Annotated in this window: 25 protein-coding genes; 16 read left to right on the plus strand and 9 right to left on the minus strand. The window is 60.3% G+C overall.

All coding sequences use genetic code 11. The features are described from left to right. Positions 1-74: 74 nt before the first annotated feature. Positions 75-782, minus strand: a complete 708-nt coding sequence (locus PQQ52_RS03495) for a phosphonate utilization associated transcriptional regulator (RefSeq protein ID WP_408206893.1) — start codon at positions 780-782, stop codon at positions 75-77. A 211-nt stretch (positions 783-993) separates the two neighbouring features. On the opposite strand from PQQ52_RS03495, the gene PQQ52_RS03500 reads away from it, so the two are divergent. Beyond that, entirely contained in the window at positions 994-1,395 is a 402-nt protein-coding gene (locus PQQ52_RS03500; protein ID WP_408206895.1) for a DUF302 domain-containing protein, read from the plus strand. Positions 1,396-1,408: 13 nt separating this feature from the next. Here the strand turns inward: PQQ52_RS03500 and PQQ52_RS03505 are convergent, their stop codons facing one another. Both PQQ52_RS03505 and PQQ52_RS03510 read right to left on the minus strand, forming a co-directional pair. Further along, positions 1,409-1,702 carry a DUF1330 domain-containing protein gene (locus PQQ52_RS03505; protein WP_408206899.1) on the minus strand — a complete coding sequence of 98 codons (294 nt, stop codon included), beginning with the start codon at positions 1,700-1,702 and terminating at the stop codon, positions 1,409-1,411. A gap of 188 nt (positions 1,703-1,890) precedes the next feature. Continuing rightward, on the minus strand, positions 1,891-3,201 hold the full coding sequence (locus PQQ52_RS03510; protein WP_408206901.1) for an MFS transporter: 1,311 nt from the start codon (positions 3,199-3,201) through the stop codon (positions 1,891-1,893). Positions 3,202-3,399: 198 nt separating this feature from the next. Here PQQ52_RS03510 and PQQ52_RS03515 point away from each other — a divergent pair, with 198 nt between their 5' ends. After that, a complete protein-coding gene (locus PQQ52_RS03515; RefSeq protein WP_408206903.1) occupies positions 3,400-4,368 on the plus strand; it encodes a LysR family transcriptional regulator in 969 nt (322 codons plus the stop codon). Positions 4,369-4,374: 6 nt separating this feature from the next. On the opposite strand, the gene PQQ52_RS03520 is transcribed toward PQQ52_RS03515, so the two are convergent. Beyond that, complete coding sequence (locus tag PQQ52_RS03520) at positions 4,375-5,301, minus strand: 2-hydroxyacid dehydrogenase (protein ID WP_408206905.1); 927 nt, start codon at positions 5,299-5,301, stop codon at positions 4,375-4,377. 23 nt (positions 5,302-5,324) lie between these two features. Continuing rightward, on the minus strand, positions 5,325-6,101 hold the full coding sequence (locus PQQ52_RS03525) for a class II aldolase/adducin family protein (protein ID WP_408207710.1): 777 nt from the start codon (positions 6,099-6,101) through the stop codon (positions 5,325-5,327). 513 nt (positions 6,102-6,614) lie between these two features. On the opposite strand from PQQ52_RS03525, the gene PQQ52_RS03530 reads away from it, so the two are divergent. From PQQ52_RS03530 to PQQ52_RS03575, 10 genes are all read left to right on the plus strand, one after another. Then, positions 6,615-6,956 (plus strand): PadR family transcriptional regulator, encoded by a 342-nt coding sequence (locus tag PQQ52_RS03530; protein WP_172313504.1) that lies wholly within the window; start codon positions 6,615-6,617, stop codon positions 6,954-6,956. After that, the gene (locus PQQ52_RS03535; protein ID WP_408206907.1) at positions 6,953-8,134 is read left to right on the plus strand and encodes a DUF1700 domain-containing protein; all 1,182 of its coding nucleotides are present in this window, start codon (positions 6,953-6,955) and stop codon (positions 8,132-8,134) included. Before PQQ52_RS03530 ends, PQQ52_RS03535 begins: the two co-directional genes overlap by 4 nt. 56 nt (positions 8,135-8,190) lie before the next feature. Continuing rightward, positions 8,191-8,988, plus strand: coding sequence for a BPSS1780 family membrane protein (locus PQQ52_RS03540; protein WP_408206909.1), 798 nt, complete (start codon positions 8,191-8,193; stop codon positions 8,986-8,988). A 123-nt stretch (positions 8,989-9,111) separates the two neighbouring features. Then, on the plus strand, positions 9,112-10,107 hold the full coding sequence (locus tag PQQ52_RS03545) for an ABC transporter substrate-binding protein (protein ID WP_408206911.1): 996 nt from the start codon (positions 9,112-9,114) through the stop codon (positions 10,105-10,107). Between the two features lie 103 nt (positions 10,108-10,210). After that, positions 10,211-10,933 (plus strand): FadR/GntR family transcriptional regulator, encoded by a 723-nt coding sequence (locus PQQ52_RS03550; RefSeq protein WP_408206913.1) that lies wholly within the window; start codon positions 10,211-10,213, stop codon positions 10,931-10,933. Between the two features lie 87 nt (positions 10,934-11,020). Beyond that, entirely contained in the window at positions 11,021-11,788 is a 768-nt protein-coding gene (locus tag PQQ52_RS03555; protein ID WP_408206915.1) for an SDR family oxidoreductase, read from the plus strand. Positions 11,789-11,867: 79 nt separating this feature from the next. Further along, the gene (locus PQQ52_RS03560) at positions 11,868-13,160 is read left to right on the plus strand and encodes an MFS transporter (RefSeq protein WP_408206916.1); all 1,293 of its coding nucleotides are present in this window, start codon (positions 11,868-11,870) and stop codon (positions 13,158-13,160) included. Between the two features lie 107 nt (positions 13,161-13,267). Further along, complete coding sequence (locus PQQ52_RS03565) at positions 13,268-14,596, plus strand: MFS transporter (RefSeq protein WP_408206918.1); 1,329 nt, start codon at positions 13,268-13,270, stop codon at positions 14,594-14,596. 58 nt (positions 14,597-14,654) lie between these two features. Next, complete coding sequence (locus tag PQQ52_RS03570) at positions 14,655-14,861, plus strand: hypothetical protein (RefSeq protein ID WP_408206920.1); 207 nt, start codon at positions 14,655-14,657, stop codon at positions 14,859-14,861. Positions 14,862-14,936: 75 nt separating this feature from the next. Next, positions 14,937-16,184, plus strand: coding sequence for an enolase C-terminal domain-like protein (locus PQQ52_RS03575; RefSeq protein WP_408206922.1), 1,248 nt, complete (start codon positions 14,937-14,939; stop codon positions 16,182-16,184). A gap of 13 nt (positions 16,185-16,197) precedes the next feature. Here PQQ52_RS03575 and PQQ52_RS03580 read toward each other — a convergent pair whose 3' ends face one another. Together PQQ52_RS03580 and PQQ52_RS03585 are read right to left on the minus strand one after the other, a co-directional pair. Then, a complete protein-coding gene (locus PQQ52_RS03580) occupies positions 16,198-16,770 on the minus strand; it encodes a chromate transporter (RefSeq protein WP_408206924.1) in 573 nt (190 codons plus the stop codon). A gap of 2 nt (positions 16,771-16,772) precedes the next feature. Next, positions 16,773-17,339, minus strand: coding sequence for a chromate transporter (locus PQQ52_RS03585; protein ID WP_408206926.1), 567 nt, complete (start codon positions 17,337-17,339; stop codon positions 16,773-16,775). A 362-nt stretch (positions 17,340-17,701) separates the two neighbouring features. On the opposite strand from PQQ52_RS03585, the gene PQQ52_RS03590 reads away from it, so the two are divergent. Beyond that, positions 17,702-19,018: an MFS transporter gene (locus PQQ52_RS03590; protein ID WP_408206928.1), complete on the plus strand. Its 1,317-nt coding sequence runs from the start codon at positions 17,702-17,704 to the stop codon at positions 19,016-19,018. Positions 19,019-19,101: 83 nt separating this feature from the next. Here the strand turns inward: PQQ52_RS03590 and PQQ52_RS03595 are convergent, their stop codons facing one another. Next, a complete protein-coding gene (locus PQQ52_RS03595; RefSeq protein ID WP_408206930.1) occupies positions 19,102-20,028 on the minus strand; it encodes a LysR family transcriptional regulator in 927 nt (308 codons plus the stop codon). Positions 20,029-20,136: 108 nt separating this feature from the next. On the opposite strand from PQQ52_RS03595, the gene PQQ52_RS03600 reads away from it, so the two are divergent. Both PQQ52_RS03600 and PQQ52_RS03605 read left to right on the plus strand, forming a co-directional pair. Then, positions 20,137-21,312: an L-rhamnonate dehydratase gene (locus PQQ52_RS03600; RefSeq protein ID WP_408206932.1), complete on the plus strand. Its 1,176-nt coding sequence runs from the start codon at positions 20,137-20,139 to the stop codon at positions 21,310-21,312. 22 nt (positions 21,313-21,334) lie between these two features. After that, on the plus strand, positions 21,335-22,336 hold the full coding sequence (locus PQQ52_RS03605) for a 4-hydroxythreonine-4-phosphate dehydrogenase PdxA (RefSeq protein WP_408206934.1): 1,002 nt from the start codon (positions 21,335-21,337) through the stop codon (positions 22,334-22,336). Positions 22,337-22,372: 36 nt separating this feature from the next. Here the strand turns inward: PQQ52_RS03605 and PQQ52_RS03610 are convergent, their stop codons facing one another. Then, positions 22,373-22,780, minus strand: a complete 408-nt coding sequence (locus PQQ52_RS03610; RefSeq protein ID WP_408206936.1) for a LysR substrate-binding domain-containing protein — start codon at positions 22,778-22,780, stop codon at positions 22,373-22,375. A gap of 123 nt (positions 22,781-22,903) precedes the next feature. Between PQQ52_RS03610 and PQQ52_RS03615 the strand changes: the two genes are divergently transcribed. After that, positions 22,904-23,848, plus strand: a complete 945-nt coding sequence (locus PQQ52_RS03615) for an aromatic alcohol reductase (RefSeq protein ID WP_408206938.1) — start codon at positions 22,904-22,906, stop codon at positions 23,846-23,848. Positions 23,849-23,884 lie beyond the last annotated feature (36 nt).

The following is a 23,884-nucleotide window of genomic DNA, read 5'->3' on the forward strand; positions in this document are numbered from 1 at the left end:
ACACGGCTGCGGGTCCGCAGCGCCGAGTGCGCTGGGCGTGGTGCGCGTGCGCATCCGCCCAGCCTGCTTCAGTGCTAAGCGGTATTCGTTGCCGATGCGACCCAGTGCTCATGGGCGTGCCGCATTCTCGCGAGGCCATGGGCAACGTGTTCGCGCACAAGCGTGACGGCGAGCTCCGCATCGCCTTTCGCGAGCGCGTTGACGATTTTTTCGTGTTCCGTGACCGACGTCGCCAGTGCGCTCTTTTCCGATTCGATCGCGGCCTGACGGAGCAAGCCGAGCTGACGGACGAGATGCCGATAGGTTGCGATCAGGTGCTGGTTACCCACGCCCGCCACCATCGCATCGTGCAACTGGACGTTCAATGCCGTATAGCGCGTGAGATCGTGATCTTTCTTCGTGGCTTTCATCGATGTGATGATGCCTTTGAGCGTTGCAAGCGTTTCGGGTGTCATCCGATTGGCGAGTGCGCGGACGACCGATTCGTCCAGCATCGCACGGACTTCATAGATCTCTTCGGCCTCGCGTAGCGACAGCGCGCGCACCGTGACACCGCGGTTCTTCTCCGTCTTCAGCAATCCTGCCTGTTCCAATGCGCGGAACGCCTCGCGCAGTGGGCCGCGCGATACATTCAACCGCGTAGAGACTTCGACTTCGTTTAACTTCTCCCCTGGGGCGAATTCCCCTGAGACGATGCTGCGCTCGAGGGTTTCCTGGACGAGTGTCGCGAGAGAATGCCGCTGCAGCAGTTCGATGGCGCTGGATGTTGTTGGTGTGGTCATGAGCGGCGAATAAGAACAAAGGATGAGATAACGAGCCGTCGGCTTCCTTGAACATACGTGGCAGTTTGTTTATTGTCAACAATCATCAAGGCCTGCGGCCCGGCGTTAAACTCGGAAGGCGACTCGCCAACGTGTCTCACGATACGCGGAAGGCCATCGGTGAAGTCCATCGCTCATATTCGCTTTGTCTTCGTGATTTCTGGAGAAAGCCATGTCCACTCACACAGCCGATCACGGCATCGTCACGGTGCCCACGCAACACACGGTCGAGCAAGCCGCCGACACACTCGCGTCGCTGATAGAAGCAAAAAACATTGTCTTGTTCGCCCGTATCGATTTCGCGGCAGATGCGCAGCGTGCGGGGCTTGCAATGCAGCCGTCACAATTGCTCGTGTTCGGTAATCCGCGGGCTGGAACGCCGCTGATGCAAGCCGTGCCGATTGTGGCGCTCGATCTGCCGCTCAAGGTGCTGGTGTGGCAGGACGACGATGGCCGGGTGTGGCTCTCGTATAACGCAACGAGCTATCTACAGGCGCGACATGGCGCGCCTGTAGAGCTGATGAAAGCTGTCGACGGCGTCGGCGCGCTCGTGCAGGCCGCTGCGGCCGGCTGAGCGGCACGCATCGTTACTCGACGCCGCGAACGATACGCAGATCGCGCTCGACACCGTCGCCCAGCGCTTCAAGCGCTTTCTTGTAGGCGTCGCTCTCATAGGCGGCAACGGCCTGCTCGTAGGTCGGAAACTCGATCACGACCGTCCGCTCCTTCAAACCTTGCTCATGTGCTTCGTCGGCGACGCCGCGCACGATGAATTTGCCGTTAGCGGCCGCCACCGCAGGCGCTGCCAGTTGCGCATACGCGGCGAGCTTTGACGGGTCCTTCGTCGCGCGGTATGCGGTCACCCAATATCCCTTGCTCATGTGTATCTCCTGGTTTTGCGGCTTGAAAGTAGTGGTTGCGTTGCAAAGCAACGACGCGGCAATTATGTCACTTCGAGCATCCCCGTGCGCGTTTCACCAGCGCGCGTATTCCGTCGGTTCGCGTCTATTCGCATCGCAGCAATGGCCAGCCGACATGATTTTCCCCGATCGCCCCTTGTCAGCCAGCCTTAATTAGCAACCATCGCAACAGACCCCTCCGAACGTATCCCTTTGCGATAACGTCCGAGCCCCACGATTCCAACCAGCGACACAGCTGAAAGCACGCTGAAGAAAATCGCCAGTGGCAACCACTCGCCCTTGTAGTTCTGCGCGAGCATCGTGCCGATCAAGGGTGTCGTCCCGCCGGCGATCGTCGCGCACAGTTGGTAAGCAATCGAAATGCCGGAGTACCGGACCTGCGTCGGAAATGCCGGCGTCATGAAACCGGCGATGACTGCATAGATGGCGGACAGGACCACCACCGCGAGCGAGATGCCCGCCACGATCGCGACCGGGTTATGTGTCTGGACTAGCAGGAACATCGGGTAGGGCGTGAGCATGGACAGCAGGGCGGCGCAGGTCAGAAAGCGGGTCTCTCCAACACGCTGCGCCAACAGCGCCGAAATCGGCTGGGACGCCAACTGGATGAGGGTCACGATAAACAGGCAATCGAGAATGAACGATTTCGACATGCCGAGATAACCGGTGACATACGAAATCATGAACGTGTTGGTGAAGAAGAACCCGGCAGAGCCGATCGTCGTCGCCATCGCCGCCATGACAATCGGATACCACGCGGTGCTCAGCACTTCCTTGACGGGCGACTTCAGCACCTCGCGATTCTTGCGAAGCTGCTCGAATTCGGGTGACTCTTTGACGCCGAGGCGGATCGCCATGCCGATCAGGAGCAGTACGAAGCTGGCCAGAAACGGCAGGCGCCAGCCCCAGGCAACGAAGCTTTCGTGATCGAGCGAGGTGACGAGCCGGAACGACACGAGCGAAAGAATCAACCCGGCCGGGCTGCCCATCTGCGGAAACGAGGCGAAGAGCGTTTTGCGGCCAGTTGGAGCGTGCTCGCTCGCCATCAGAACCGCGCCGCCCCATTCGCCGCCCACGGCTATGCCCTGGAGAATGCGCAACAGCACGAGCGAGATGGGCGCCCAGATGCCGATGCTGGCGTAACCGGGCAGCAGGCCGATGCCGGTGGTGGCGATCCCCATCAGGAACATGGTCAGCAGCAGCATCTTCTTGCGGCCCAGCTTGTCGCCGAGATGTCCGAATACCGCGCCGCTCAATGGGCGTGCAATGAAGCCGACAAAGAACGTACCGAACGAAGCCATCGTACTCAGAAAGTGATTGCTGCTCGGGAAGAACACCTCGCCGAGAACGAGCGCGGCGGCGGTCGCATAGGTGTAGTAGTCGTAAAACTCGACGGCCGTACCGATAAAAGCCGCGGTGGCGGCGCGCACGGGCTGATGAGTCTGTTCAGAATGGGACATGGGAATCCTGTTGATGGACGAGCAGCGTTGGCTTGACTCCTGTCTTTATCGGTCGCCGAAATACGCCCGCAAAATTCGCATTTTTAATCTTCACTATCAGAATGGCTAATGCTCGCTCTAGTCAAAAACTATAAGTCTCATTTCTAGTCCCGATCCTCAGTATAATTTTTTCGGATGATGAAAAAAGTGAGACCTGTCGTGAGCAAAGACCGCCCGGACACCTATCTGAACGACCGCCTTGACTGGAACCTGCTGCGTACTTTTCTCGCCATTGCGAAAGAAGGCAGCGTGAGTCGCGCGGCGACGAAGCTGCATCTGACGCAGCCCGCGGTGAGCCAGGCCTTGCGCCGGCTGGAGGAACAGTTGGGGCTGCGCCTCGTGGATCGCCACGGTCCGCGCATCGAGGTCACGCAGGCCGGTATCGAAGTGAAGCAGATTGCTGAAGACGTGTACGGCATGATCTCGCGTCTGTCGCTTGCCGAGGTGGATCGCGGTCACGATATCTCCGGCATGGTGCGCGTGAGCACCGTCAGCGGAATCGATTTTCCGGCTTACGACACGTTTCTCGCGGAGTTCCATCGCACGTATCCGCGTATCGAACTCGAAAGCCAGGCAATGCGCAGTGCCGACGTGGTGAACAGCCTCCAGCAAAAGTCCGCAACGCTCGGACTAACGCCGCGGCGCGCATTGCCTAAACGGGTCGACAGCCGCGTGTTTCTGCGTCAACGGTATGCACTTTTCTGCGGACGTCATCACCCGCTCTTTGGGCGCAGCGATCTTCGGGTCGCCGATCTGGCCGGCGAGAAGTTTGTCTCCTTCACCGGCGACAAAGTCGGCGACCACATGTCGCCACTCACCTTTTTTCGTGACGAGATGGGGTTCACCGGGCGCGTGGTCGGCTCTTCGTCGAGCATGACCGAGGTGAGGCGTTTCATCTTCGCAGGCTTCGGTATTGGTTGCCTGCCGGAACACGTCGTGCGCGATGACATCGCTCAAGGCCGCCTTCAGCGGCTCCCGCCGGATGAAGGTGTAGCCGACCTCGATATTTATATGCTGTGGTCACTGGACCGCAAGCTGAGCGCTGCTGAAACCGCGTTTATCGATGCGCTGAATGCGTTCATCGACGGCCAGGCGGAAGGTGCCGACCGTCAGCGCGGCGCGCAATAGCCATACTCAATAGCCACGCGTGACGTCGACCACGTTCTGCAGCGGTTCGCCGCGGATCAGCCTGCGTGCGTTGTGCGCCACCTGCGTGCCGATCGTTTCCGAGCTTGCCACTGACGCCATATGAGGCGTCACAATCAGATTCGGGGCCCGCCATAAGTGATCTTCGCGGGGTAACGGTTCGGTCGGAAACACGTCGACGATCGCCCCGCCGATCTGCCCGCTCGTCAGCGCGGCGATCAGGTCCGCGGGCACCAGATGCTCGCCCCGGCCGACGTGGATCAGTTTCGCGCCCGGCCGCAAGTGTTCGAACGTGTTCGCGTTGAGAATCCAGCGGGTTTCGTGCGTGAGCGGCAGGAGACACACGAGGATGTCCGTCCCCTGGAGGAAAGGCTTGAACTCATGGGGACCGGAAAAGGTTGTCACGCCCGGCAGTTCACGAGGCTTGCGTGCCCATCCGCGCACCGCGAAGCCGAAGCGCTGCAAATCCGTGGCGACGCGGCTGCCGATTTCTCCTAGTCCCATGATGCCGACGGCGCATTCGGAAGCGTCACGCTGTTCGTGGCGGAACCAGCGGTCGAGACGCTGATTGGCGAGCACGCGATCGAGTTGACGATGAAAGTGCAGCACCCCCCACGTAACGAATTCACCCATTCCGCGTGCGTGTTGCGGATCGACGACGCGGCACAGCGGCACGGCGGGCAGGGCAGGGTCAGACAGGATATTGTCGACGCCCGCGGCGATGCTGTGCACGAGCCGCAGTTTGGGCAGCGCAGCCAATGCGCCGGCGGGCGGATTCCAGCACACGGCGATTTCGGCATCGGCGGCGGAGTGCTCGCCGTGCATCACGACATCGAGATCAGGGGCGGCGCGCAGAATCGGCTGCACCAGATGTGACATGTCGTAGTCACGGCTCATCAGAACGAGTTTGGTCATTGCATCGAATCGAAGAAACGGGCCTAGCTGCGGTAGTCGGATTGCGGGTCGTCGATCAACCGTAACGCCGCGTGCCATGCCAACTCCGAAATTTCCGCGGAGTCTTCGCGCGCGAACTGACTCGCGGTCAACTCACACACTTCTCGCGGCGGGATGCGCAGCGCGCTGCCGCCGGCCAGCGCCTGGATTTGCGCCTGACAGGCCCGCTCGAGGAAATAGATTTCGTGGAACGCTTCGGCTGCCGTGGCGCCTGCCGCAAGCAGCCCGTGATTGCGCAGGATCATCGCCTTGCAGGGACCGAGATCGCGCACCAGACGCTCGCGCTCGCTGAGTTCGAGCGCGATGCCTTCGTAATCGTGATACGCGAGCTTCCCGTAGAACTTCAACGCATGCTGACTGATCGGCAGCAGCCCCTGCTCCTGGGCCGATACCGCTGTTCCGGCGGCAGTATGCGTATGGATCACGAAATGCAGATCGTCGCGTGCCGCGTGGATGGCTGAATGAATCGTGAACCCCGCAGCGTTCACACGAAACAGTGCCGGCTCGCTGTGTGCACGCTCGTCGACGACGTTGCCGAGATGATCGATCTTCACAAGATCCGATGCGCGCATTTCGTGAAACAGCACGCCATAGCGGTTGATCAGAAATGCCGGCGGCTCGCCCGGCGCACCGGGCAGGCGTGCCGTGATGTGCGTGTCGATCATGTCGGTCATACGGAAGTGAGCGGCCAGCCGGTAGAGCGCCGCCAGTTCCTCGCGTACCTGCTGTTCGGCGTCGAGCGGCGCCGGCTTATCGCTCATTCGATCGGGTGTTGGCGTGGATTGCATTTCAGAAGACTCCCTGGTTCTCGCTTGCTGTAGTGCGCATAGTGTTCGTTAGCGTGTCAGTGTCCGTCAATTTCATTGTTCTAATACCGATCGTTAGCGGCGTAAATATTGGGTGGCGTGATTTCAGCGGATGAACGCGACCATTGCGCGCATGGTCTGGTGCCTTTATCGGAGGCCAAAAACAATAAGTAAAAGTCTGTTTTCTAATCCTTTGTATTAACGCGGCGAATGGTCGGACGGCCTGTCTGGTGAGCGGCTTCGTGCGGTTGACAGCCCGTCCAGCCTCGCTGGAAGACCGGCCGGACGGGCCGGCGCGTGGGGTTTTTTCACGGCGCTCTGGTCAGATTGCTTGTCCTGTGTATAAAACAGTACCTTGCATTAAACAATACCGAGTGCTAGAGTTCGTTCGTCATCTGGCGGGTCAGTGTGCTCCGCTTCAGTGCATAGCAAGGTACCGTGCCATGCACGCTAATGTAATGGAATTGAATGAAAACGCAGCTGAAGAAGGGAACCCTCGACATGTGCGTGTTAGCTGTCCTCGCCGGCGGCGACAGCTACGCCTACGAGCTCGTCTCGACGCTATCCGAAACCATGGAGATCAGCGAGGGCACGATTTACCCGCTGATGCGCCGGCTGCAGGCCGAGGCATGGGTGTCGACGTATTTCGTGGAATCCAGTTCGGGGCCACCGCGCAAGTATTACTCGCTGACTGCGGCAGGCCGCAGCAGCCTAGCGGAAATGCAAAGCGAATGGCGCAGTTTTGTCGATGAAGTCAACGGTGTGCTGGCCTTGTCCGGCACGCCCTCAGGAACAGGGGAAAAGCAATGACGCAGGACGCATTCATCCAGCAATTGCGCCACGAACTGCGGAGTTTGCCGAAGCAGGTGGTCGACGAAATTGTTGCCGACTATCGTGAGTACTTCGGCGACGCGCTCGCAGCGGGCCGCAGCGAGGCAGAGGTGGTCGCAGCGCTCGGCGACCCGGTCAAGCTCGCACGCGAACTGAAGGCGCAGGCGACATTCCGCCAGTGGGAAACGCGGCGGTCGTTCGGCAATCTCATGCGGGTGGTCGCGTCGATTGCGGGGCTCGGCTTGTTGCAATTGCTGTTGCTGATCCCGTTCATGATCTATCTGCTGATTTTGACGATCGGCTACGCGGTTTCCGGTGCGTTGACGGTTGCCGGGCTGGTGACGGTGATCGCGCTCGGCAGTCATCACCTGTTCGGGTGGCCGTCGTTCCAGTCATTGCCGTTCAGCTTCGAGAGCAGTGACGGGATAACGGATCAGCAGGCGAGTGGCAAAGGCAACGACAAAGCCTCGAAAGACGATGACGACGGTGACGATGACGACGCGGATGACTCTTCCGCGCAGGGCGACGCGCGGCTGGCAACAGCGAATATGAAGGTATTCAAAGTGGTTGGCGACCGTTTCCTGCTACGCCCGGATGCAGCCACACGGATTTCCATCGTGACGCGTGCCGGTCCGATCGACGTGAAGAATGACGACGGCAAACTCAAGATCAATTCCGTTGGCGGCGCGCGTGATCTGTTCACAGTCGAGCCGGACGGCACATGGTCTATCGCATCCGCCGACATCGTTGCGCTCGATCTCAAGGACGACGAAGGGGATCACGTAGCGGTCGCGCGTATCGGAACCGGTGCGAAGTCGATGGCATGGGACATCAGGAACCACGGCGACCATGTGTCCTTCGTGCAAGGCGCGGACGGCAGCGGTAAGAGTCTGGCGATCCACAGCGGGTCGGATTCGGTCGTGTTCGACCGCGACCACATCTCGATCAAGGACGGTTCAGATGGCGTCGTGATGGTCGGGTCGCATGGCTCGGGCATCGGCGCGATGATTTACGGAATCGCGATGCTGGTGGCAGGCATCGTCGGCTTATGGCTGTGTTTGTGGTTGACGCGCATCACATGGCGCGCCTTGGTCCGCTACGTTCAGCGGCAACTTGATCTTATTACGGCTCGACTCGACGAAGGGCAATCCGCCTGAGGTACGGCGCAGGTTGACTGACGTCTCTATCCTCGTTCGACGAAAAGGAAGCGGTCATGAACATGCATTATTCAGGCGGTACGGCAGTCCAGGCAGACCCGCAACATGCTTCCGGGCTGCGCTATCCAGATAGTCGCGTGGTCAGCGTGCAAAGCGTTGCCGGCTGGTTCGCGGACGGGTTTCGTATCGCTCGTGCGAATCCGGTGCTGTGGCTCGTGGCCATTCTCGGTTGCGCCGATTTCGTGACGCTATTCGAACTGGCGCCGCCGTTGCGCGTGCTGGCCGTGCTCGTCGGGCCGATCCTCGTCGCCGGTTTGGTCCTGATGCAGGAGCGTTCGAGCAATGCGCGCCCATGGTCGATTCGCGAAACGATCGAGGCCGTCAATGTGCATCGCAATGCGTTGATCACGATCGGGCTGTGCGGCGCCGCTGTTGCCTGTGCGGGCCAGCTGATTTCGTTCGCGGCGTTCCACGTCTCCATGAAGGCATCTGTTACGCCGAACGGTCTGCATGATCTGACGATCGTCTACGGTACGCGCAACGGCACGGGCAATGCACTGGAGCCTGTGCTCGATATGCTGGCCTATGCGGTCGCGGCTTCGCTGGTATGGTTTGCGCCGACGCTGGTGGTTCTGAACAACGTCTCACCGCTGAACGCGATGACGGCAAGTTTGCGTGCCGTCGTGCGCAACTGGCGGGTTGCGTCCGTGTACGCAATCGTGGCCGCCGGCAATGTATTGCTGGCTAGCTTGGCGCCGTTGCTCGTGCGCGGATTGGTGGTGATGCCGTTAGTCAGCGCGCTGATCGTTCTGTCGATGTACAGCGGCTATCGCGGCATATTCGAAAAGTCGTAAGTGGCGGGCTCGCGCCTGGGTGAAGAAGATAGCTGCCCGGTCGCGATATAGATATCGGAATTGAATCATTCTCATGACGCATCCTGATCGCTACGCTTGCAGAAATAGTGCAAGCGAGGGCATATGGCTGTTTCTGTTTCTACATCTTTTTCAACGCGGCGACGAACGCTGAAACTGCTCAGTGCAGTGCCGGCACTTGCCGCAACCGGCGCATTTCATTCACGCAACGTGCAGGCTGCCGATCTGGCATCGGTAACGCTCGTGCTCGGCGATCAGGCCGGTGGTACACGGGCGCTCGCCGAAGCGGCGAAGGTGCTCGACGGCACGCCATACGCATTTCGCTGGGCCAACTTCCAGGGGGCGGCGCCACTCTTCGAGGCGCAACGCGCAGGCGCCGTCGATCTTGCCCCGGCGGGTGACTTGCCGGTGCTCGCGGCGGCTGTCGGCGATCCGACCTTGAAGATCGTCGCGACGCGTGTGGGCTCGGGCGCGCAACTCGGCATTCTGGTGGCACGCGATTCGCGGATTCGCACGGTCGCGGGTCTGAAGGGGTGCACCGTGTTCGTGTCGTCGGCGCGCGGCAGCATTTCGCAATTCCAGTTGTATGGTGCGCTCGCCGAAGCCGGGCTCTCGAAGGACGACATCAAGGTCCGTTTCATTCTGCCCGTCGACGCATTTGCTGCATTCGCGTCCGGCTCGATCGAAGTATGGGCGACGTTCGATCCCTACTACGGCATCGCTGTCCAACGTGGCGCACGCATTTTGCGCGACGGGTCGGGCATCAATAGTGGTCTCGGCTTCATCACTGCGTCGGGCGCCGCGCTTGCGGATGCGCGCAAACGCGCAGCCATCGCAGACGTTCTGCTCCGGTTTCAACGCGCAGGTGATTGGGCGCTTGCGAACCCAGACGCTTACGCGCAGGTTTACTCGACATTGACGCGCTCGCCGCTCGAAGCCGCCAAACAGATCACGCAGCGCGCGTCGTTGAAACAGCACTTCGTGACCGAGGCGGATATCGCCGCACTCCAGAAAGTCGCCGATAGCGCGGATCGCGACGCTATCCTGCCGCGCCGCATCGACGTCCACGCGATCGCCGAGACGCACCTCGCGAAGGTCTGAGCTGGCAACCCCTTCCGACCGACACTCCGGGTCAACCCGAATTGTCACGGGGTTTTCTCACGTTTATCTTTCTACATCATACGTATGACATAGAGAGCAAATCGTGGCGACGTTGCACAGGCAGGTTCTGAATCAGATGGGCGAGCAGATTTGTTCAGGCAAATTCATGCCCGGCGACATTCTTCCCGCCGAGCCGGTTCTGGCCGAGCAGATGCAGGTGAGCCGCATCACCATCCGCGAGACGATGAAGTCGCTCTCCGCGAAGGGCATGCTGCAGGTACGCCGCCGCTATGGCACGGTGGTGCTGCCGCGCGCGCAATGGCAGTTGTTCGACCCGGACGTGATCATGTGGCGCGCGCGTGCGGGCGCCGTCGAGCCTGGCCTCATCGAAGATCTGATGGAGCTGCGCATGATCATCGAGCCGAACGCAGCCAGGCTTGCCGCGAAACGTGCGACTGACGAAGACCGCATGGCGGTCCGGCGGGCTTTCAAGGCAATGGAGCGCGCGGTCGCCGGCCACGGCGAGTACGTTCCCGCCGACCTCGCATTTCACGGCGCCATTCTTGTCGCCTGCCACAACCAGTTCGTCCAGCAGATGCAGAACGCGTTGTCGGCGATCCTGCGCACCAGTTTCGAACTCAGTTCTGAAATCGCCGGAGGGCCGGCCCGTTCGCTGCCGATGCACGAGGCACTGTGCGTCGCGATCGAGAAGGGCGATCCCGAGGCGGCTGAGGAGGCGGTGCTCACGCTCATCAAGCGCGCTGAGCAGGACTTCGAGGATCGCGCTCTGCTGAACCGAACCGCCAACGACCAACCTTCTTTGTGATCTCCGTAACCCATTTCATCGCGACCGTCATGACGATCGCGAGGGGCGCACTCGCGCCTCGTTTCTGAACATCGAGAGGAAAAACGCATGACACAGTTATTCGATCTGAGCGGCCGCACGGCGCTTGTTACCGGCTCGGCGCGCGGCATCGGCTTCGCGCTTGCCGAGGGACTGGCCGCTGCCGGTGCGAACGTCATTCTGAACGGCACGCGCGCCGATACGGTCGCAGAAGCAGTCGCCCGGCTCAACGACAAGGGTTTTAATGCGCAAGGCCGCGCCTTCGACGTGACCGACGAAAGCGCCGTCGCCGAAGCGTTCGCGCAGTGGGACAAGGACGGCGTGCAGGTCGACATCGTGATCAACAACGCCGGCATCCAGTTTCGCAAGCCACTCGTCGAGCTCGAACTGAGCGACTGGCAACGCGTGATCGATACCAATCTGACGAGCGCTTTCATCGTTGCGAAGCAGGCTGCACGTCGCATGATCGCGCGTGGCACGGGCGGCAAGATCATCAATATCGGCTCGCTCACGAGCGAAGCCGGGCGCGCGACAGTCGGTGCGTATACGGCGGCGAAGGGCGGCATCAAGATGCTGACCCGCGCCATGAGTGCCGAGTGGGCGGCCTCGAACATTCAGGCGAACGCGATCGGGCCGGGCTACATCCTGACTGACATGAACAAGCCGCTGATCGAAAACGCGGCTTTCGACGCGTGGGTCAAAAGCAGCAATCCTTCGCAACGCTGGGGCAAACCGGAAGAACTCGTCGGCACGGCGGTGTATCTGGCTTCGCCGGCATCGAGCTACGTGAACGGCCAGATCATCTACGTCGACGGTGGCTGGCTGGCCGTTCTTTAAACGTAGATTCGCGCGGATAGAGCAAAACAAAAAACCATCGCGCCAGATAGTTCGTGCGCCGTACCGATCCGGAGACATCATGGAAAGCGTCAAACCCGTAGCAACTCAAAGATGGTGGTATCTGATGCCCATCATCTTCATCACGTATAGCCTTGCCTATCTCGACCGCGCGAACTACGGCTTCGCTGCCGCAGCCGGAATCGATAGGGACCTTGGCATCTCGCACGGTACGTCGTCGCTGATCGGCTCGCTGTTCTTTCTGGGTTACTGCCTGTTTCAGGTGCCCGGCGCGATCTACGCACAACGCAATAGCGTGAAGAAGCTGATCTTTTTCAGCCTGATTCTGTGGGGACTGTGTGCGGCGGCGACCGGCATGGTCAGCAATATTCCGATGCTGATGGTGCTGCGCTTCGTGCTCGGCGTGGTAGAGGCCGCGGTGATGCCGTCGATGCTGATGTACATCAGCCGATGGTTCACGCGTAGCGAACGCTCGCGGGCCAATACCTTTCTGATTCTCGGCAATCCGGTGACTGTGCTGTGGATGTCGGTGGTGTCCGGTTATCTGGTTCGCAGCTTCGGCTGGCGCGAGATGTTTATCCTCGAAGGCATGCCGGCAATCGCATGGGCGGTGGTCTGGTGGTTCACGGTGAAGGACCGCCCGGCCGACGCGCCCTGGATGAGCGACGCAGAAAAAACCGAACTCGAAGCCCGCCTGACGGCCGAGCAAGCCCATATCGCGCCGGTACGCAATTACAAGGCGGCGTTCCGTTCGTCGATCGTGATCAAGTTCTGCGCGATTCACGCACTGTGGAGTATTGGCGTGTACGGCTTCATCATGTGGCTGCCGTCGATCCTCAAAGCCGCCTCGACGATCGATATCGTCTCGGTCGGCTGGCTCGCGGCTGTGCCCTATCTCGCGGCGATTATCCTGATGCTGCTCGCGTCGTGGCTGTCGGACAAAACGCGCAATCGCAAGCTGTTCGTGTGGCCGCTGTTGCTCGTCGGAACCATCGCGTTCGTCGCTTCCTATCTGGTCGGCGGCTCGCACTTCTGGATCTCGTTCGTTTTGCTGGTCATTGCGGGCGCCACGATGTACGCGCCGTATGGCCCGTTCTTCGCGCTGGTGCCGGAACTGATTCCGGGCAACGTGCTGGGCGGCGCGATCGGCCTTATCAACGCATGTGGTGCGCTGGGCGCATTCCTCGGATCGTGGGTAGTGGGCTATCTGAACGGCGCGACCGGCAGTCCGGCGGCTTCGTACATTTTCATGGCGGCCGGTTTGCTGCTCTCGGTGATCCTGATGATGACCGTGCCCGCGAATGCAGACGAGCACGCCAAACGTGACGCTTCATTGTCGTTGCATCGCACGTAACGCTTAATGAACTGCACGTACCAGTCCTGCGTTCCCGGCGCTTTAATCCGAGCAGGACTGGCAGCCGCCTGCCCGTACGGCAGGCGACCCAATCAAAGGGACTGCTGATGAAATTCCAGGGTACCTCTAGCTTAAGCACCGAGCCGACGCGTTCAGCGGTTGCGGGCAAAGCCACGAAAAAACGTTTCGTTGTCGGTTTCCTGCTGTTCCTCGGCATCGCCGTCAACTACATGGACCGCAGCAATCTTTCACTGGCGGCTCCCCTGCTCGGACGCGACCTGAATCTGAACCCTGTGCAGCTCGGGCTGATTTTCTCGGCGTTCGGCTGGTCGTACGCGATTCTGCAGATTCCGGGCGGCATGCTCGTCGACCGTGTGAAACCGCGCTTCCTGTATGCGATCCTGCTGTGCGGATGGTCGGTGGCGACCTGCCTGCAGGCGGCCGTGAACGGCTTCTCGGCCCTGTTCGGTTTGCGCGTGCTGCTCGGCGCGTTCGAAGCGCCTTCGTATCCAACCAATAACCGCGTCGTCACCACGTGGTTTCCCGAGCGCGAGCGCGCCACGGCGATTGCGTTCTACACCTCGGGGCAGTTTGTCGGCATCGCGTTTTTCATGCCGCTGCTCGTCTATATTCAGGCGACATTCGGCTGGCGCGGCATGCTGCTCTTCACGGGCGCCGCAGGTGTCGTGTATAGCATGGTGTGGTTCATTTTTTACCGCGATCCGAAGGACAGCAAGGCCGACGAAGCCGAACTCGATTACATCCGGGAGGGCGGCGGTCTGGTCGATGCCGGCGAGCAGAGCGACACCCGAAAAGGCGGCTGGGCCGATTTCAAACATGTGCTGAAGAACCGCAATATCTGGGGCGTGTTCATCGGGCAATTTTGCCTGTCGTCGATCCTGTGGTTCTTCCTCACCTGGTTCCCGACCTACCTCGTCAAGTATCGCGGGATGACCACCATCAAGATGGGATTCATGGCATCGGTGCCGTTCCTCGCGGCTTATGTCGGCATTCTCTGCTCAGGTTTTCTGTCGGACTTTCTGCTTGGACGTGGGTTCTCGGTTGGCTTTGCGCGCAAGGTGCCGGTCATTTCCGGGTTGGTGCTCGCAACATCGATCGTGGGAGCCAACTATGTTCAGGACCAGGCCGTCGTCATTCTGTTCATGTCACTGGCTTTCTTCGGCAACGGCATGGCGTCGATCACCTGGGCATTTGTCTCAGCGCTCGCGCCGAAGAGCCTGATTGGCCTTACCGGCGGAATGTTCAACTTCATGGGCAATCTCTCGGCCATCGCCGTGCCGATCGTGATCGGCATGCTGGTCAAGGACGGGCACTTTGAATCGGCGCTGGTATTCATCGGGTCCCTGGCGCTCATCGGTGCGCTGTCTTATGGTTTTATCGTCGGCAAGATCGAACGGATCGTGTTGCCCGAATGATTCGCTTGAAGTGGCGTGATCTTTGGGGTCAACGCAAATATTGAAACAGGAGTCGTTTATGGAAGCGCGCGCCTGCGTTTTGCACGCAGAAAAAGATTTGCGGATCGAGGCCGTCGACGTGGCGGACATCGGGGAGAATCAGGTGCTGGTTCGCATCGGCGCTGGCGGAATTTGCGGGTCCGACCTGCACTATTACCTGCATGGCGGCTTCGGCGTCGTACGCGTGAAGCAACCGATCTCGCGGCGGATCGCAGCGCGCAGATGAAAGTGCAGATCACGTTCTGATGAATAACCAGGCAACGCGCGTCAGATTCATTGATCCGATTTTGGCAGATAGAACATGGCAACCCTGATTACCGATGTAAAGGTCATTCTGACCGCGCCGGAAGGCATCAACCTGACCGTCGTGAAGATCGAAACCAACCAGCCCGGCCTGGTGGGTCTCGGATGCGCGACGTTCGCCTACCGGCACGTGACGGTGAAGTGCCTCATCGAGGAATATCTACGGCCGTTGCTGATCGGCCGCGACGCCGAGGCGATCGAGGAACTGTGGCAACTGATGCATCAGAACGCGTACTGGCGCAATGGCGCGATCGAGAACAACGCGATTTCCGGTGTGGATATGGCGCTGTGGGACATCAAGGGCAAGATGGCGAACATGCCGCTCTATCAGTTGTTCGGCGGCAAGTGCCGCGAAGGCGTGCCGATCTATCGCCATGCGGATGGTCGCGACCTGAACGAGTTGTGCGAGAACATCCAGAAGTATCGCGAGCAGGGCATCACGCATATTCGCTGCCAAAGTGGCGGCTATGGTGGAGGCGGCTTCGGCAAGGCGCCCGCGAGCGCGCCTCAAGGTGCTGCGGACGGCGTCTATCTCGACAGCAGGAAGTACATGCGGGAAACGCTCAAGCTGTTCGATGGCATTCGCAGCAAAGTCGGTTTTGACGTCGAGTTGTGCCATGACGTGCACGAACGTCTGAAACCGGTCGAAGCGATTCGCTTCGCGTGCGAACTGGAGCAGTACGAACTGTTCTTTCTCGAAGACGCGATCGCGCTCGAGGAAGGCGAATGGATGCGCCAATTACGTGCCAAAACGACCACGCCGTTGGCGCAGGGCGAGCTTTTCAATAACCCGTACGAATGGCGGTTTCTGATTACCGAGCATCTGATCGATTTCATCCGCGTGCATCTCAGCCAGATCGGTGGCATTACGGCAGGACGCAAGCTGCAGATATTTGCCGAGCAATTCGGGGTGAGGACCGCATGGCACGGTCCGGGCGACATGTCGCCGTTGGCGCATGCGGCGAACATCCATATCGATCTCGCCGCACGCAATTTTGGCGTGCAGGAATGGTCGGGGACCGAGCCGCCTAACTTCGTGATCCAGGAACTCAAAGGGCCGCGAGAGGCGTTGCTGGAGGTTTTCCCAGGTTTGCCCGCGTTCAGGAACGGGCACGTTTATGCCAACGACAAACCTGGGCTTGGCGTCGACATTGACGAAGCCGAGGCCGCGAAATATCCGTGCGAAAACACCGTGACGACGTGGACACAAACGCGCTTGAAGGACGGCACGCTGCAGACGCCATAATGGAAGCTAGCGCCTAGCTCGCTGTGTGCACCTGAAGCATGGACGGCAGGTTGGCACTGAGCTCAGACATACCGAGCAGCAGCAATGCGCCGCACAGCAATAGAAGCAGCGGATTGATTCGCGTGCTGAGCAGCGTCGCGACTGAAACGAGAGCAATCGCTTTGGCCGGAAGCCCGCCGTCGAGCGACTTCAGCAAGACCCAACCCGCGGCGAGGATCATGCCGGAGGCAACCGGCCGTAGCCCACGTTCGAGCGCCAGTTGCCACGCCGCGCCCTGATAGCGTGTCCAGACGTGGGTCACGCCGTAGATCAGGATGCCAGTCGGCAGGAGCAATGCCAGCGTGGCCACGACAGCGCCCCAGAACCCGGCAATCTGCCAGCCGATCAAGGTCGCCAGGAGCGAGCCTGGGCCGGGCGCCATGCGCGAGATGGCAAAGTCGACACCGAACTGGGCATGCGTCATCCATCCATGCACGTCGACAACCTGCCGTTGGATATCGGCGATGATGGCCTGGCCACCGCCTATCGTGACCAATGACAGGGGCGCGAAAACTGCCGTTAGCTGCAGAAGAACGCGATTCGACATGGCTAGGCTTTACGTAATTTGATGTATTCGACAAGCACGCTCAGACCGCCCGCGCCGATTACGACCCACACCAGCGGCAGGCGCAGTATGCCGACCGCGACGAAGGTACCCGCGAGGAAGAGCAGAGGGATGAATCTGCGTGGCACCCGGAGTGCGGTCGTCACGCCCATCGACAGCGACAGGCCAGTGGCCGCTGCCGCCGCGCCCGCAAGCAGGACGTGAGCGATCGGGAAGTGCAGCAGACGCTCGAAAACCGTGCCGAGAATGATAATCAGAATGGCGGGCGGAACGATGATGCCGGTGACCGCCAGCAACGCGCCGCGCCAGCCGAGCAGACGGTGGCCGATCCAGATTGCCATGTTCTTGACGTTGATGCCCGGCAGCGCCTGCGAAATGGCGAGGCCGTTCAAAAAGTCTTCTTCACTGATCCAGTCGCGATCCTGGACGAATTCTCGCAGCAGCCAGCCGCTCAGGCCGCCACCGAAGCTGGTGAGTCCGATACGGCTGAATATAAGGAAAAGCCCGGTAAGGGTGGGCGGTCGACTCGTGTTGGCAATTTGTTGGGACATCGAATCTTCCAGTCAGATTGGCGTATGACGGGCGAAATATTGGCTGATGGCGAGCGTGCCCGGTCATGTGCGCCTGGAAAATTATATCAACCGCCGGCCTTCCTCAGGACGGCATCCCACCGGCCCGTCAGTTAAATAGTTTGCGCCGTGCGTGAAATGCTGTCGGTAGCTCCGCGTGGTGGCTGGAGCGGCCAGGCAGGCGCATTTGCAGCGATAACCTGAGGTGATCGCTGTATCGAAACAATTCATTAGTCATATATCGCCGGCTTTCACATAATGTGTCCACAAAACATAGCACCGCGTACGAGGCTGCCCGCACCCTGAGTCACACGGGGCAGCGAAGCGGAAATCCGGAGGAGACAATGTTCCATCGACCGAAAGTCAGTCGAGCGATTCTCGCGATCATGTGCGCGATGTCGTTCATCATGTATCTCGACCGCGTCAACCTCTCTGCCGCCGCGGGTCTGATTCGTGATGATCTGCATCTCACCAATACCAACGTCGGCCTCGTATTCGCCGCGTTTGCCTACACGTATGCAATCTGTCAGGTCATTGGCGGCTGGGTCAGCGACCGTTTCGGCGCGAAGTTCACGCTGATCACCTGCGCGACGATCTGGATCGTCGCTACGGTCGCGACTGGTCTCGCGGGCGGTATCGTGTCGCTCTTCTGCGCACGGATGTTGCTCGGCGTCGGCGAGGGCGCGGCTTTACCGGCGCAGGCCCGGGCATTGACCAACTGGTTTCCGTCCAGCAAGCGTGGCTTCGTGCAAGGCCTCACGCATTCGTTCTCCCGTCTCGGCAATGCGATTACGCCACCGTTTGTCGCTTTGCTCGTGGCGTTCTCGTCGTGGCGTGCGTCGTTCCTGGTCGTCGGTGCGTTGACGGCGGTGTGGGTGGTGGTCTACGCATGGTATTTCACCGACAACCCACGCAAGCATCGTCATATGACAGCGCAAGAAGAGGCCGAATTGCCGCCGGCCGGCAAGGTGGTCATCGAGAAGACGCGCGAGCCGACACCGTGGCGACGGCTGCTCAAGCGCATCGGGCCGACCATGCTTGTCTATTTCTGCTATGGCTGGACTGGCTGGCTCTTCTTCACCTGGCTGCCGACCTTCTTCATGCACGGCCGGGGTCTCGACCTGAAGAGCTCCGCGATGTTTTCGGCTGGCGTGTTTCTTTCCGGTGTAGTCGGCAATACAGCGGGCGGCGTGATAAGCGATCGCGTGCTCAAGCGGACCCACAACGTTGTTGCGGCACGGCGCAACGTGATCATCTGTGCGTTTCTCGGCGCGCTTGTATTCCTGGCGCCAGTGATGGTCGTGAAGTCATTGCCGGTCATGGCGGCATGCATGAGCCTTTCGTTCTTCTTCCTCGAAATGACGATTGGGCCCATTTGGGCCGTGCCGATGGACATCACGCCGAAACACGTCGGCGTGGCGAGTGGGCTGGTGAACGCGGGATCGGCGGTGGCCGGTATTTTCACGCCGATCGTATTCGGCCTCATCGTGGACCGCACCGGTAGCTGGACGTTGCCGTTTGCCGGTTCGCTGGCGCTGCTCGCGCTCGGCATTGTCGCGACGTTCTTCATGCGGCCGGACATCCCGCTCGATGCGGCACGCTCACCCGCTGACGCGGCAAACAGCAATGATCTGACGTTGGCCGATCGTCCAGGCCATTGAATCACACGCCACCCGGTCACGAATCACGGCATCCGGTTACGCGGCCGGTGCGAATCGTCGAAGCACGGCTACGTCAGCACGGCTCACGCTGCCGCGCGGATCGAGTCGATCACGAGTTGAGTGGCGGGCGTGATGCGGCGATTCTTTCGCAGGATCAACCCGTACGGCGCGAGCCGTCCACGCAGTGGCGTGGACACCGCGGCGATCGCTTTGAGCTCGACGTAGTACTGCGCCACCGAATCGGGCAGCACGGCGAGCATGTCCGAGTCGCGCAACAACGACAACGTGGTCAGAATCGACGACGTTTCAACCGTGCTGACCGGCGCCGCGACACGTGACTCGCGAAAGGTCTGGTCGATGACCTGCCGCATCGGGCTTGGATGCGGCTGAACGATCCACGGATACCGCGCGAGCTCCGCCAGCTTCGGCCGGACCGTTGCGTGCGCAACCGGATGGTCGGGGCGCACAACAATCGACAAGGCCTCTTCCGACAAGGTCTCGAAGCTGAGATCAAGTGCCGGAAAGCCGTCCGGAATCCGTCCGATCACGATATCCAGCTGATCCTGCTGCAAGGCCTGCACGAGCACGTCGCTGGTGTCGATCGTCACTGTCATCTGCAGGCGTGGATGGGCCTCTTTCAACGTCACGATGGTACGCGTCAGCAGATCGGGCGACGGCGCCATCACCGCCCCGATACGCACCTTGCCGATGTCGCCGGCCTCGATGCCCGCCAGTTCCTCGCGCAACTCGTCGAGATCTTCGAACACCACGCGCGCATAACGCATGACGGCCTCGCCGAAAACGGTCGGCTCCATGCCACGCGCGTGCCGAACGAACAGCGAAACGCCGATCGTATCCTCCAGTTCCTGCAGTGCTTTGGTCGCGGCGGGCTGGGTCATGGCCAGGTCGTCGGCGGCGCGCCGTAATGACTCGGTCTCCGAGAGCGCGACCATGAGCTGCAGGTGGCGCAGACGCAGACGTTTGCGAATGGCGGCGGCGGGCGCGATCATGTGAGCGATAACTCCAGGGAATCAGCTGATTCGATTTATTCAATGGTCAGTTATTGCATAGTTTCGCACACTACAGGGTATCGAACGACACGGGAGACACCCTCGATCATGAAAATCAAGCACATCCGCACGCGCGTCTTTGAATGGAAAGGCAAGGTCGTACCGCCGCAAGCGCATTTCTGCACGAACGCGGTGGACATTCTCTATGAGCGCGGCGATGCGATGGGCTCGTTCCGTTTCCACGGGTGGTTAGTGGTGGAAATAGAATGCGACGATGGCACAGTCGGCATCGGCAACTGCGCGCTGGCGCCACGCGTCGCCAAGCAGATCATCGACGACTATCTCGCGCCGATCGCGATCGGCGAAGACCCGTTCGACAACGAATACATCTGGCAGAAAATGTATCGCCGCACGCTCGCATGGGGTCGCAAAGGCATCGGCATGGCCGCGATCTCCGCAGTAGACATTGCGTTGTGGGACATCATGGGCAAGGCCGTGAAGAAGCCCGTGTTCAAGTTGCTTGGCGGCCGTACGAAAGAGAAGATCTGGTGCTACGCCTCGAAGCTTTACAACAACGACGATCGTGACGCGTTTCTCGGCGAGGCCAAGGGTTACCTGGACGAAGGTTTCACGGCAATGAAAATGCGCTTCGGCTATGGTCCCAAAGACGGCCCAAAGGGCATGGCAAAAAATATCGAGCAGGTGCGTCTGTTGCGTGAACTGGTCGGCGACGAGGTCGATATCATGCTCGAATGTTATATGGGCTGGACCCTCGAATACGCGCGACGGATGCTGCCGCGTCTCGCCGAATTCAATCCGCGCTGGATCGAAGAACCGGTGATCGGCGACGACGTCGAGGGATATCAGGAACTGAAGAAGATGAACCTCATGCCCGTGTCAGGCGGTGAACACGAGTTCACGAGCTACGGCTTCAAGGATCTGCTCGAACGTCGCGCGCTCGACGTGATCCAGTACGATACGAACCGTGTCGGCGGTATTACGACGGCCCGCAAGATCAACGCGATGGCCGAAGCGTGGTCGGTGCCGGTGATTCCACACGCGGGGCAGATGCACAACTATCATCTGACCATGTCGAGCACCGCGAGTCCGATGTCCGAATTTTTTCCGGTATTCGACGTCGAAGTCGGCAACGAATTGTTCTACTACATCTTCGAAGGCGAGCCGCGTCCTGAGAACGGCTTCCTGCAACTGTCGGACGAGACGCCGGGCCTCGGCATCACGTTGAGCGACAAGCATCTCGACGACTTCAATATCATCGAATAAGACGCCTCACTGGATGAACACCATGAACCCACGCATTGCAGTCCTGCTCGGCGATCCCGCCGGCATCGGTCCCGAACTGATCGCACGTTTGCTTGCGAAAGCTGAGAATCGCGCACGCGGCGAACTGCTGATCATCGGCGACCGGCGCGAACTGGAAGCCGGAATGGAGATCGCGGGTCAGCGCTTCGAGTACCGGGTGGTCGAGAACGCGGACGCGGCGTTCAAGCAGCCGGGTGTGCCTTCGCTGATCGATTTCCGCCTCGCTGGAGACGCACCGTATGAGCGCGCCACCTCGACCGAGCGCGGTGGGCGCTACAGTCTGGACGCGTTCAAACAGGCACTTGCGTTGACGCAGAGGAACACGACACAGGGCATGCTATTCGCGCCGGTGAACAAGACGTCGCTGCATATGGCCGGTATGGAAACGGGTGACGAAATGGAGTGGTTCGCGAAGCAACTCGGCTATACCGGCAGCTTCTGCGAGTTCAATGTGCTCGACGAATTGTGGACCTCGCGCGTCACCTCCCACATAGCGCTGAAGGACGTCAGCGGGAAACTCTCGGAGGCGCGGATCGCGGGCGCGGTGCAACTGATCCACGATGGGTTGAAGCGCGCCGGCAATCCCAGCCCACGTATCGCGGTATGTGGTTTCAATCCGCATAACGGCGACAACGGTGCGTTCGGCCGCGAGGAAATCGACGTGATCGCGCCCGCGGTTGAAGTGGCCCGCAAGCGCGGTTACGACGCCCAGGGGCCGTTCCCCGCCGACACGATCTTCGTGCGGGCGCGCGACCAGAAAGCATTCGACGGTGTCGTCACGATGTACCACGATCAAGGCCAGATCGCGATGAAGCTGATGGGTTTCTGGCGAGGGGTAACCGTGCACGGCGGTTTGCCGGTGCCCATCGCAACGCCGGCGCACGGCACAGCGTTCGACATCCACGGCAAAGGTAAGGCCGACGTCGGGGCGACACAGAAGGCCTTCGACATCGTTACGAAGATGGCAATGGACCGGTTGGGCTGACTTTAGGCCTGTCGCAACGCGCTGGCTGTATCCCGGTTAAGTACCTCGTCGGATGTCATTTTGCTCGAAAATCTCCACGACCCAATCGACAAACGCTCGGGTGGCACCGCTTGCGTGCCGGCCGTGTGGATAAACAAGGGAAATGGGCACCGGCGAGCATCTCGCGTGTGCCAGAACCTCCTTCAGACGGCCTGTTTTCAGGTAGGGCAACGCTACGAACTCCGATAGCTGGATCAGTCCCAACCCTTCCAGGCCGCATTGCAGGTAGGCTTCGGTTTCATTGACAGCGAAACGGCTTTGCATGGTCATGGTGAGCGTTTCGCCGTCCACGCTGAAGCGCCAGTCTAGCGGTCTGCCGGTCGCATTCGATATGTAATTGATCGCGCGGTGGGTACTGAGCCCGCTCACGGTCTCGGGTTCTCCATATTCCTTCAGATAGCGCACCTACACTCCAGATCGTCCGGTTGACCTCCAGCGCAAGCCACTGCGAAGTGTCGTGCCGTGACGGCGGCTCGCGTAAGCGGACGCTTCTGACAACATTTCTCAAGCTTCGAAAAGGTCCTATTCATGTCGTACAAAAATTCCATTCTCGTCCTCGGCGCCGGTGAACTCGGCATGGCCGTTCTGCGCAGTCTTGCGCGCCACGCTGCCTCGCGGCCGGGCGTTTCGATCGCCGCTCTCCTGCGCCTGTCGACCATTGCTTCTAGCGATCCGCTCAAGCAGAAGGATGTCGCCGAACTGCGCGCACTCAACATCGAATTGGTCCCGGGCGATCTGGCGGACCAATCCGAAGCATCGCTCGCTGCTGTTTTCCGACGCTTCGACACCGTCATCTCCTGCACGGGTTTTGTCGGCGGCAAAGGCGTGCAGCTCAAGATCGCCCGTGCCGTGCTCGAAGCCGGCGTCAAGCGATATTTCCCCTGGCAATTCGGCGTGGATTACGACGTGATTGGTCGGGGCAGCGCGCAGGATCTGTTCGACGAACAACTGGACGTGCGCGATCTCTTACGCACACAAACTCAGACAGAGTGGGTGATCGTGTCGACAGGCATGTTCACCAGCTTCCTGTTTGAGCCGTCTTTTGGCGTAGTGAACCTGGAGCAAAACACGGTGCACGCACTGGGAAGCTGGGACAACGCCGTCACCGTGACAACCGCCGCCGACATCGGCATGCTGACGGCGGAGATCGTCTTCGCTGAACCGCGCATTGCCGCGCAGATTGTTTACGTCGCGGGCGACACGGTGACCTATCGGCGATTGGCGGACGCAGTCGATGCGATGCTGGGCCTGAAGGTCGAGCGTGTGCAGTGGAGCGTGCCGCAGTTGAGCGGGGAACTGGCCCAGCAACCCGGCGATTCGATCAGGAAGTACCGGCTCGTGTTTGCCGAAGGAACTGGCGTGGCGTGGGACAAGGCGCGGACGTTCAACGCGCAACATGGCATTGAAGTCGGAGATCTCGAGGCGTGGATGCGGGCCAATCTGTTGGCGAGTGAAGGCGTGGCGCATGAGTAGGCCCGCCAGCGGCCGTGATCCGGCCCCAGCCTTAAA

The sequence above is a fragment of the Paraburkholderia sediminicola genome (genome assembly GCF_046030555.1).
Taxonomy (GTDB): Bacteria; Pseudomonadota; Gammaproteobacteria; order Burkholderiales; family Burkholderiaceae; genus Paraburkholderia; species Paraburkholderia sediminicola_E.